The organism is Streptomyces adelaidensis (genome assembly GCF_016598475.1).
In the GTDB taxonomy this organism is placed as follows: domain Bacteria; phylum Actinomycetota; class Actinomycetes; order Streptomycetales; family Streptomycetaceae; genus Streptomyces; species Streptomyces adelaidensis.
This window is the reverse complement of record NZ_JAEMUX010000210.1, coordinates 1-1,842: the sequence shown is the minus strand read 5'-3', so window position 1 is coordinate 1,842 and position 1,842 is coordinate 1. Positions and strand designations below refer to the sequence as shown.

1 protein-coding gene is annotated in these 1,842 nt (G+C 68.5%); it reads right to left on the bottom strand.

What is annotated here, in order from left to right:
* Positions 1-1,536 (bottom strand): IS701 family transposase (locus I8N67_RS41325; protein ID WP_200309456.1); only part of this gene is annotated, 1,536 nt, incomplete at its 3' end.
* Between the last annotated feature and the right edge of the window lie 306 nt (positions 1,537-1,842).

Genomic DNA, 1,842 nt, shown 5'->3' with positions numbered 1-1,842 from the left:
ATGTGGGGTGTCCCGGCCTTGATCTGTATGAGGGCCTGTCAGCTTGTTGACAAGTACTACAGCCTCAGATCTTGATGTTGTGATCGGTTCTGCTCGGGTTGTCGCCAGGGGCGGAGGCGGGCGGGCAAAGGGTCGCCGCGCCGTTTGTAGTGGCTGACGGTGGCCCGGGTCTGGTGCACGGCTCGCCAGTGATGCTGCTGGAGGTGGTAGGCGTCGCCGTGGTGGGCGGTCAGGGCGGTGGCCGCGAGGAGGCAGGCGAGGGCCGGGACGGTCAGCCGGATCAGCGGAAGGTGCTCCTTCCCGCCGTCTCCTGCGCTTTTCCCTCGTCTGCCGGGTCCGGGCCGGTGGGTTCGTCCGCGGGTTCTGGTCCGGGTCGGGATGCCGGGCGCGCTGGACGGTCAGGAAGGCCAGGGCGAGCATCGCGCAGGTCACGTGCCGGTGCCAGGAGATCCAGCGGCGGACCTGGTACTGGCCGAGCCCGGTGATCTGATTGGCGAGCTCGTTGTTCTCCTCGATCTTCCAGCGAACCCCGGCCTTCACGATCGCCTCGGTGACCGGGTCGGCGGCGGGGACGTGGACGAGGAAGTACGCGTACTCGAAGTCCACGCGGCCGCCGGCCAGTTGCTTCTTCTCGGTGCTGCGGCGGATCAGCAGCCGGTGGGCGAAGCCGTCGGCCGGCATCTGTCCGGGCAGGGTGACCTCGAACCAGGCCCAGTCGTCACTGCGCTGCCCCTGGGAGCCCTCGCCCTGGCTGCGGCGCTCCCACTGCTCGCGCACCGTGGCGTAGTGCAGCAGATCACCGGCCGCCGCGACCTTCGGCAGGCGCGGCCTGCCCGGCGGGCCCTGAACCGGCAGGGTGAGGGGCACCGCGAGCACATAGCGGATCTTCTGCTCGTGCAGCCAGGACCTGAGGGCGGGGTCCTTGCCGTAGTCCGCGTCGGCGGCCACCCAGGAGAACGGCAGCCCGTCGGCCGCCGCACCGGCCAGCATGGCGATGCCCAACTGCGGCTTGGTGGCGAAGGCGACTTCGCCGGGGACCCCGGCCGCCCGGCACCGCTCACGATCACTCGTCCAGGACTCCGGCAGGTACAAGCGCCGGTCGTAGAAGGTGTGGCCACTCGCGGCGGCGTAGGTGAGCATCACCATGACCTGGCAGTTGCGCACGTCGCCGGTCGTCCCGCAGTGCTGGTAGCCGACCCCGACGGACTTGTCCCCCTTCTTGATCACCTGAGTGTCGTCCAGCACCAGTGTCGCGTCCCGCTCTCCCAACTCCCGTGCCACGTACGCCTTCACCTCGGCCAGCAGCGCGTCCGCGCTCCAGGACGCCTCGCCAAGAAACTTCTGGATCCGGTGCGGGGTGGCATGCCCGGCCCGACCGGCCATCGTCCAGCCGTTCTTCCGGCCCAGGTCCGACAGCAGCCCCTCAATGAGATCGGCAAACACCTCCCGCGGCTCCGGCCGGGCGAACAGATGCCCCAACCCGCCCGTCAGGACAGCCAGTTCCTCCGCCCAACCCTCAACGTGCTCCGCACTCACATCCATCAGCATGACCGGACAACGATCAGCACCGATCACCAGTCACAAGAACTGAGGCTGTAGTACCAGGCCCGCCACCAGCAGAGCCGCCCCCGAGGGGACTCCCCCACGCACCAGCGCCGCCCCCGGCCACATCACGGCCTGGGCGCAGAGCAGTACGACAGGGACGAGCCGGCCGTCGTGGTCCGTCGGGTCTTTTTGTTTCTTTCCGGTCTTTTGGTTCTTTCGGGTCTGTCGGGTCTCTTAGGTCTGAACCGTCTGTTCGCGTCATGGCTCGACCAGGCTATGACCGCGGCTGAGCGACCG